Annotated in this window: 11 protein-coding genes; 4 read left to right on the forward strand and 7 right to left on the reverse strand. The window is 42.4% G+C overall.

Translation table 11 applies throughout. From position 1 onward, the window contains the following. Both B3X18_RS08310 and B3X18_RS08315 read left to right on the forward strand, forming a co-directional pair. Positions 1 to 453, forward strand: a 453-nt coding sequence (locus B3X18_RS08310; RefSeq protein ID WP_286935389.1) for a YcxB family protein, incomplete at its 5' end; no start/stop codon positions are given. A 37-nt stretch (positions 454 to 490) separates the two neighbouring features. Continuing rightward, positions 491 to 1,129 (forward strand): fumarylacetoacetate hydrolase family protein, encoded by a 639-nt coding sequence (locus tag B3X18_RS08315; protein WP_034669937.1) that lies wholly within the window; start codon positions 491 to 493, stop codon positions 1,127 to 1,129. 71 nt (positions 1,130 to 1,200) lie between these two features. On the opposite strand, the gene B3X18_RS08320 is transcribed toward B3X18_RS08315, so the two are convergent. Continuing rightward, positions 1,201 to 2,445 carry a YhjD/YihY/BrkB family envelope integrity protein gene (locus B3X18_RS08320; RefSeq protein ID WP_005024473.1) on the reverse strand — a complete coding sequence of 415 codons (1,245 nt, stop codon included), beginning with the start codon at positions 2,443 to 2,445 and terminating at the stop codon, positions 1,201 to 1,203. A 112-nt stretch (positions 2,446 to 2,557) separates the two neighbouring features. On the opposite strand from B3X18_RS08320, the gene wrbA reads away from it, so the two are divergent. After that, positions 2,558 to 3,151, forward strand: a complete 594-nt coding sequence (wrbA, locus tag B3X18_RS08325; RefSeq protein WP_005018403.1) for an NAD(P)H:quinone oxidoreductase — start codon at positions 2,558 to 2,560, stop codon at positions 3,149 to 3,151. Between the two features lie 38 nt (positions 3,152 to 3,189). Here wrbA and B3X18_RS08330 read toward each other — a convergent pair whose 3' ends face one another. The 3 genes from B3X18_RS08330 to B3X18_RS08340 form a co-directional block, all read right to left on the reverse strand. Further along, complete coding sequence (locus B3X18_RS08330) at positions 3,190 to 3,765, reverse strand: xanthine phosphoribosyltransferase (RefSeq protein ID WP_034669941.1); 576 nt, start codon at positions 3,763 to 3,765, stop codon at positions 3,190 to 3,192. Between the two features lie 92 nt (positions 3,766 to 3,857). Further along, positions 3,858 to 4,571, reverse strand: coding sequence for a DUF3108 domain-containing protein (locus B3X18_RS08335; protein ID WP_034669942.1), 714 nt, complete (start codon positions 4,569 to 4,571; stop codon positions 3,858 to 3,860). Between the two features lie 167 nt (positions 4,572 to 4,738). Then, entirely contained in the window at positions 4,739 to 5,419 is a 681-nt protein-coding gene (locus B3X18_RS08340) for a hypothetical protein (protein WP_034669943.1), read from the reverse strand. Positions 5,420 to 5,662: 243 nt separating this feature from the next. Between B3X18_RS08340 and B3X18_RS08345 the strand changes: the two genes are divergently transcribed. Then, positions 5,663 to 6,544, forward strand: a complete 882-nt coding sequence (locus tag B3X18_RS08345; RefSeq protein ID WP_034669944.1) for an energy transducer TonB — start codon at positions 5,663 to 5,665, stop codon at positions 6,542 to 6,544. A 15-nt stretch (positions 6,545 to 6,559) separates the two neighbouring features. Here B3X18_RS08345 and B3X18_RS08350 read toward each other — a convergent pair whose 3' ends face one another. From B3X18_RS08350 to B3X18_RS08360, 3 genes are all read right to left on the reverse strand, one after another. Next, on the reverse strand, positions 6,560 to 6,934 hold the full coding sequence (locus B3X18_RS08350) for a hypothetical protein (RefSeq protein ID WP_372410826.1): 375 nt from the start codon (positions 6,932 to 6,934) through the stop codon (positions 6,560 to 6,562). Positions 6,935 to 7,031: 97 nt separating this feature from the next. Then, on the reverse strand, positions 7,032 to 7,511 hold the full coding sequence (ybeY, locus tag B3X18_RS08355; RefSeq protein ID WP_034669946.1) for an rRNA maturation RNase YbeY: 480 nt from the start codon (positions 7,509 to 7,511) through the stop codon (positions 7,032 to 7,034). A gap of 8 nt (positions 7,512 to 7,519) precedes the next feature. Continuing rightward, on the reverse strand, positions 7,520 to 7,865 hold a 346-nt coding region (locus tag B3X18_RS08360), incomplete at its 5' end, for a PhoH family protein (RefSeq protein WP_286935391.1).

The raw sequence follows: 7,865 nt of genomic DNA on the forward strand, positions 1-7,865 counted from the left end.
CTTGAAGAATCCCAAGATGGGTTCTCTTTGGCGACATTTGGCAAAAAACAGCTGACTCGTTTTATCACGCCTCTTGTCAGCATCGCTATTGTGATATGGGGTATTTATTTAGGACCTACTGGCGTTGGCCGTTATTATGTGGCACTTGGCGTATTCTTCCTGATATTACAACTCATCATGCGTTACTGGTTTTTACCGATGATGTTCAAACGTCAGTTTATCAAGTATCAGTTTGGTAAAAGTGAGCAGGGGATTGAGCTGTTTCAGGACTATATTGAACTCTATGCAAATGGTCGTAAGCAGATTTTCCAGTATGCAGAAGTACAGCACTTTGCTATAGGCAAGCTTACTTATATGCTTGAGTTCAAGAACCGGACTGTCATTATTGTACCGAAACGGGCTTTTCTAAATGCCCAGCAACAGGCTGTATTTGAAAATACATTCAAGAAATAAATTTTATTGAACTGAAATAGAAAAGGAAGGGAAAAGCATGGTTACGCGTCCATCAAAAATTGTCTGTGTAGGCCGCAGTTATGCGGATCATGCCAAAGAGTTGGGGAACGCCGTACCTGACCGTCCGGTACTATTTATCAAGCCGCCAAGCAGCTTGGTTGGACTTGAACAGGGAATTAGCTGGAATCCGGCATGGGGCGACTGTCATCATGAATGTGAACTCAGTTTACGTATAGACCAGCCATTATATAATGAAACTGATCCGCAAAAAGCTTTGAAAGCTGTAGGAGCAGTAACTCTGGGTTTGGACCTCACCTTACGAGAATTACAAACTGAACTTAAAGGCAAGGGGCAGCCTTGGGAGCGAGCCAAAGCTTTTGATGGTTCCTGTATCTTGGCAGACTGGGTAAGTCTGGAAGAAATAAAAGACTGGAAAAATATCCATTATAGCTTACAGGTAAATGAAACTTTACGTCAGGAAGGCGACACTTCATTACTGATTTTTGATATTGGTTATCTGCTTGCAGATATCAGTCAGGTATTTACACTTGAACCGGGTGATGTCGTCATGACCGGTACACCGGCTGGTGTGGCTGCATTAAAATCTGGAGACCGTCTGATCATGACATTAAAAGGTGTTTCCCAAGATTTCACATGGAATACATTTGTTCAATAAGCAGATGGTTTTAAGTGTTAAAAAAGGCCATTTCATATGGCCTTTTTTAAGCAGACAGCTAATTTTAAATTTTATTTTCTTTCAAAAATCGTTGAAAGAGGAACAGAAAGTTTAGCAGAAAGATAGTCATCACTTTCAATGAGTACGGGACCAAGCTTTTGCATCCATTCATCATCTGGATGAATATTGCCTACATCATTACGTCGTGGCAGTGGATACGGAAGTGCTTTATAGAAGCTCCAGAAGTCAACCTGACTTAGATTACGTACCAGTACATAATCATTATTTTCTGTACGCTTGACCAGATTCTGCTCTTCCAGCATAGCGACATAAGCCGGCCAACGGCCTATTTCCCCACGGCCCAAGATGTTCATGGCTTCTTTTTCAGTAACCGTTTCCCCGAGTTTCTGTTTTCGATAAAACAGATCCAGAACATCCAGCAGCATCAACACCGGATGACGTGTCTGGCCATAGCGAGAATGAAACGCAGTAATCGCAAAACTGACCTCAACCCCTAAAAGTACAATATTCCAAGACAGGTAAATCCATAACAGGAAAATAGGAATTGCGGCAAAGGCACCATAGACAATTTCATAACTGGTGAAATTGGACATAATGGTGCCAAACAAGTTCTTGAGCATTTCAAAAACAATTGCACTGAATACACCAGCCAGGGCAGCAGCAATTACAGGTACATTGCGGTTGGGTATAGTCCAGTAAATAATAAAGAAACCAGCAATCGTCAACGCAATCGAAAGCAACGACAGGAGAAAGGCGCCATCCATTTCATAGCCGGCAAAGTTATTGCTTAAAATACTTAAAGAAGCCAGCGCAGATGAGATGACAAAAGCACTGCCAAGCACAATGGGCCCTAAAGAGATAATTGTCCAATAACGCATGAAACCGACAATACCTCCCCGTGTTTCTTTAACACGCCAGATCCGGTTAAACGCGGTTTCAATGGTACTTAACATCATGATGGTTGTGACAAAGAGGAACAGCACCCCGATGACAGTTAGATTACTAGACTTCTCGGTAAAAGCATTGAGCATCTTGTCAAATGCAATCGTGCTTTTAGGCAGAAAATTGCTATAAATAAGCTGCTGTAACTGCTGACGCGCTGGTTCCAAGGCCTGAATAGAGGAAATGATGACCAGAAATACGGTCAGCATGGGCACAATCGCAAAGAGCGTGGTATAGGTTAAAGAACCTGCCAGCTCTCGACAACGGTCTGCTTCAAAACGGCGAATGACAAACAGGATAAACTTGAACCAGGTTTTGTCATAGAACGGAAGCTTCTTCAAAAAATTCAACATAAAAATAAAATCTCGATTTTTTTCATGATCTTTATGTAATTCGTTGTTCCAGCTTAGCAAAAACTTAAAGAAATACCGTATAGTTTTCTTTTTAGCTAAACTCTAAAAGTGTATGCAAGCTTATATTCTTGTTCTTTATTACAGTAAATATGGTTCTACCCGAGATATGGCACATTTAATTGCAAATGGTATCGAAGCCACCGGTATGAATGTAAAGATCCGTACGGTCCCACAATTGGCGACAGTAGTCACAGAAGCTGCACCGAGTATTCCTGCAGAAGGTGATATCTATTGTACGCTAGATGAGCTGGCTAATTGTAGCGGTCTGGCTCTTGGTTCACCTACCCGCTTTGGTAATATGGCCAGTGAAATGAAATATTTCTGGGACCAAACGACCAGTTTATGGCTGAGCGGAGCATTGCATAACAAACCTGCCTGTGTATTTAGCTCGAGTGGTTCTATGCATGGTGGGCAGGAAAGCACTTTACTGAGCATGCTGCCTCCACTTTTCCATCATGGTATGATGATTATAGGGCTTAGTAATGACCATCCGGCGCTCTCAAATACTAAATCTGGGGGCACGCCTTATGGTGCCACACATGTGAGTGGACCACGCCATGACCAAGGGCTGACTCAGGAAGAAAAAGATTTGTGCTTCGCCCAAGGTAAAAGGCTTGGAGAGATTGCTCTTAAACTGCAGCCATAAAAAAGAGCGCTAATGCGCTCTTTTATTGTCAAAGAAGCTTATTCCTGAACAAAAACTACTTTGCCATCTGCTAGTGACTCTACACGGGCTAGTGACTCGACACGATATCCTTTTTCAAGTAAGACATCGCGGCCAGGCTGAAAAGACTTTTCAATTACAATCCCGACCCCAACAACTTCGGCATTGGCTTGATGAATCAGGTCAATCAGACCCAAAGCCGCCTGACCATTCGCCAGAAAGTCATCAATGACCAGTGCGCGGTCACTTGAGTTCAGATGCTTGTTTGAAATCGCAATTGTACTTTCAGTCTGCTTGGTAAATGAAAAAACTTTAGAACGGTATAAGTCATCTTTTAAAGTCAATGACTGATATTTACGGGCAAAAATTACAGGAACACCCAGTTCTAAACCTGCCATGACTGCAGGAGCAATACCAGATGCTTCAATCGTGATAATTTTGGTGATGCCTGCATCTTTAAAGCGGGCAGCAAACTCTTTACCAATCTGCTGCATCAATACAGGATCAATTTGGTGATTTAAGAACGCGTCCACTTTTAAGACTTGATCAGATAGAACGATACCTTCACTTAAGATTTTCTGTTCTAGTGCATGCACGGGAGAATTCCTCTAGGGGCGGATGCTTTTTCAAGCAAAAGCGTATTTTAAAAAGCATCCGCAAAAATGCAAGCTGAAATTGATCAAATTACTTAATTTGTTGGTCCTTTATAACCTGTTAATAACAGGCCATAGGACGTTTTACCATCTTGATGGGTAACTTTAACCGGTAAGTAATCCAGTTTTGGGGCCAGCCAGAAAACTGTATTTCGCTCGGCCTTGTCATGTTGCATCCGTACTTTAATGGTGCTGAATGTACCATAAGAGGTTTTCACCTGTTCAGTACCTTGCCTAATAAACTTGCGATTTTCCACTTCTTTGGCATCAGCAATTGGATAGGTTGATTTTAAACCTGAGCCTTTTAAATCTTCCCGAATCTGTAATTCGGCATTTAGCTCATCGAGTACCCCAGATTGCCAGGCAAAAGAACGGGACTTATCATCTTTTTGCGTTTTGATAAGTTTGGTGCCCGGATTAAACTGGATACTCATTTTGTCATTATGTACTAAAATTTTGCTGGTCCGGTTAAAGCTGTCAGAGATAATCTTGTTATTGTTAAAGCTAAAACGGCTGGTTTCGGTGGCTGATGCAATAGCGCCCGCCTTTGCGGCAAAGGTGTACACCCACTGGTTACTGTTCTTACTTAAAGTCCGGGTCGCTGTACCCATATTCTTACCATTATAAGAAAACTGATAACTGGCTTGAAAGGGACTCATGGCGAGAGCATGACTTGAAAAACCGGAAAATAACAGCGCCGTGGTCATACCAGTCGCTAAGGTCAGGGTTTTAAACAGGGTAGTTGCCATAAGTGTGGGGATCCTTTTACAGAAACAGGTTGCATCAAAGAAACATAACTTATTTTTCATCTAGTATTATGCTCTTCAATAATGAAGAAGTAATAGAAATAGGCTACTTAACTGTATCAGTATGTAGGTTTTTCACAGACCAGCTTAAATATAAGATATTTTAAAGTCTATTTTTGTTGAAGTGGCGTCACGTGGGTAGCTTCAATATCATCTTCTATTTTCTGCATTTGGGCATCGCGCATAGATTTATGCAGAATAGCCCGCATATTAACATTCCCAACCAGAACCAGTTCTGCTTCACGTAACAGCCCCTGATTTACATTGATTTTATCCAGTGTTTCCAGAACCGAACGGCTTTTGCCCAACCACTGATTCAAATCCAGATATAACAGTTCATCTTTAACTTGCACAATATTAAAACGCTCCAAGATAGAACCTAAAGGGTCTTTTCTTAAAATTTTCTGGTAAAAGAAGAGAGCGGCATTAAATCCGATTTTTATAAATACATTTTTAAATTTGGCCTCAATCACCTGCGTGTCACTGATCTGCTCAAAAATCAGAAGCTGGGTGTTTTTATTGAGTTCCATCTGTAGCAGTTTTAAGTCAACAGACAGGGTGGTATATAAACCCTTTACTTCTAAAGTGGCGTACAGTCTGAGCCAGTCATCATGCACATCAGCATGCAAATCCTGCAAAAGTTTAACATTATTGGTGACATAACGTTCAAAAGTGGCATTCAAAAAAACTTGAGACAAGGCAAACTCACGCTCTTCTTCAATAAATCCCTCTGCTTTTTGATATACTTGACGTATACGTTTAGAAATATTGGAAATTAGCGTTCTAGGCATAAAAATGATTCCAGATGGAGAGTTCTTTTTCGTTCAGTTGCAATCTTGACGGGACGTAAGAAAATTTCAAGCTTGAATCCTGCAGTTAGCTGAATTTAATCGCGTCATTTTTAATGTTGAGTATGAAGATTGGTGACTGGGGTGACAAGTCCATAAGTTTAATAATAACTTTGTATTGATGTTATTTTCTACTTCTTTCTAAACCGACTTCAAACCAAAAGAGTCTGGCTGGTAAAAAGTCATATGTTGAAAAAAATAATTTCACCTGGTGGGACAGGTCTGGCTTGGTGGCAGGATCCGATTTTTATGGGTGCTCTGTTGCTGGCTGTCATTTTACATTCGGCGATTTTAACTCTGCATTTTGCAATGCCAGATCCAGAGGCTGCTGCCAGTAAGGAAATTGCTGTCAGCATTCGTCCGAGTTCTGAGCAGGTCAAAGATGCCGACTATCTGGCACAGGCAGACCAGCAGGGTTCAGGCCGCTTCCGAGAGGCTCACCGTATCTCAAGCCAGCTACCGGCCAGTTCACAACAACAGAGTGCGGGTGAGCAGCAGCAGGAGACTTTACAGCAGATGCACCAACAGCCTCAAATACAGTTTGAAGACAAAGTCCTGATGACAATCATGAGCTGGCGCAAAGAAGCGGAGCAGAACCAGCGTAAAAAAGCTTTAGAAGAATTACAGAGCCAGTTTCAGGCCAAGGCAGCAATGGCTGCCAGTCTGGAAGCCCAGTATTTACAGCGTCAGCAGGATTTCAGCCGTCAGCAACGTATCAAAACGGTGGATGGAATACAGGCCAAGCAGGATGCAGCAGCTGCCTATCTGGACAAGTTCCGTGAAAAAGTTGAACTCTATGGTAACCGCTATTATCCGCAGCAGGCTAAGGCTGAGCGCCTAACAGGAGAAGTGCAGCTTATGGTCATCCTGAATGCTCAAGGCGGGATACGTGCAATCCGGTTGCTGGAAAGTTCAGGGCATACCATTCTAGATGAGGCAGCCAAGGCTTCTGTACGTAAAGGTGCGCCATTTGGGCTATTTGATGCAGGTATGAAAGATATTTCTGAACTACGCATTGTACGGACGTGGCGATTCGACCCGGCCGAGGCTGAATTCGAAGTAAAATAAATTAAAGGTTTCGTATTAAGGATTAGAGTTCAGTTTCGGCCGGTAATAAGTTCCCTGCTCACGGCCATCTGCCCAGACAGCTTTGAGTTTTTCATCAGCAAGATAAAGAGAACTTGGGAAAATCTGAAGCTGTTTTAAGAATTTGGCTTCAGGTTTGAGACCGATACACTCTCCGGTTTTCCACCAGATACCTTCTGCATATTGGTCCAGGCTACCGACTGCCAGCATCCATTTAAAATGACCATTTTCTTCCAGTAGTAATTCAGAGCCAACTTCCATGATGCCGCTGAGATAATAATGGCCACTCCATGTTTTATCTTTAGACTGAAACTCAGACTGCGGACAGCTGCTTTGCACAGTAACAGGTTGTTCTGCAAAAACTACAGGCATAAACATTATACTGGTCAACAGGACAGTAATTTGCATGAGTAGTTTCATAGTTATTATTCCTGCCATGTTTGTAACTATTAAAATAGCTTACTTTAATTTATTCTTCCCGATACGGATTATTCAGGTCAAGCTTGGCTAGAATTTCAATTTCCAGTGCTTCCATTTCATCGGCATCTTCATCACTGATTTCGTGGTCATAACCTAACAAATGTAAGGTGCCATGGACCAGCATATGTGTGAAATGCTCTACGGGTACTTTGTGCTGCTCGGCAGCTTCTTGTAATACGACCGGAATACAAATCACCAGATCACCCAAAGGCCGGGCTGCCAGCATGGGTAAAATCTCTTCCGGAATTTCACTCAGGAAAGATAATACATTGGTAGGTTTGTCTTTCCGGCGGTATTCCAGATTCAGCTGGTGACTTTGATCAAGGTCAACACAGGCAATTCCAATTTCGCAGTCCTGTTTAACGTCAAGATGACGAAGAGTGGTTTCAATCACTTTTTTAAGATAAGCACGTTTAAGCACCAGTTCAGGCGCTACAAACGTTTGTTGCAAAGAGAGACTAAGTTTCAAAATAAACCTTAAATGTTGTCTGGTGTTTCTGATTGATGCTGTGCATCTGCAGCAGTATCATTTTCATTTACAAGTGCTTCTTGACGTGCCTTGCGCTCAGCACGTGCTTCAGCACTCAGCCGGGACTGTTCGCTGTCCCAGCCTTCATATGCTTCTACAATTTTTTGTACCAACTGGTGGCGTACTACATCACGTGAATGAAAGCGGGTAATATGAATTTCCTTAATCGGTTCCAGTACCCGCAAAGCATGGGCTAGTCCTGATTGCTGTCCACGTGGTAAATCTACCTGAGTAATGTCTCCGGTAATTACTGCACGCGAACCAAAACCCAGACGGGTCAGGAACATTTTCATC

Source organism: Acinetobacter sp. UBA6571 (genome assembly GCF_002434085.1).
In the GTDB taxonomy this organism is placed as follows: Bacteria; Pseudomonadota; Gammaproteobacteria; order Pseudomonadales; family Moraxellaceae; genus Acinetobacter; species Acinetobacter radioresistens.

What these genes read in the sequence shown, in the direction of transcription:
- B3X18_RS08315 (WP_034669937.1), top strand. Translation starts at nt 491, where the DNA reads ATGGTTACGCGTCCATCAAAAATTGTCTGTGTAGGCCGCAGTTATGCG.
- B3X18_RS08350 (WP_372410826.1), bottom strand. Translation starts at nt 6,934, where the DNA reads ATGCCTGTAGTTTTTGCAGAACAACCTGTTACTGTGCAAAGCAGCTGT.
- B3X18_RS08340 (WP_034669943.1), bottom strand. Translation starts at nt 5,419, where the DNA reads ATGCCTAGAACGCTAATTTCCAATATTTCTAAACGTATACGTCAAGTA.
- B3X18_RS08320 (WP_005024473.1), bottom strand. Translation starts at nt 2,445, where the DNA reads ATGTTGAATTTTTTGAAGAAGCTTCCGTTCTATGACAAAACCTGGTTC.
- B3X18_RS08345 (WP_034669944.1), top strand. Translation starts at nt 5,663, where the DNA reads ATGTTGAAAAAAATAATTTCACCTGGTGGGACAGGTCTGGCTTGGTGG.
- wrbA (WP_005018403.1), top strand. Translation starts at nt 2,558, where the DNA reads ATGCAAGCTTATATTCTTGTTCTTTATTACAGTAAATATGGTTCTACC.
- B3X18_RS08335 (WP_034669942.1), bottom strand. Translation starts at nt 4,571, where the DNA reads ATGGCAACTACCCTGTTTAAAACCCTGACCTTAGCGACTGGTATGACC.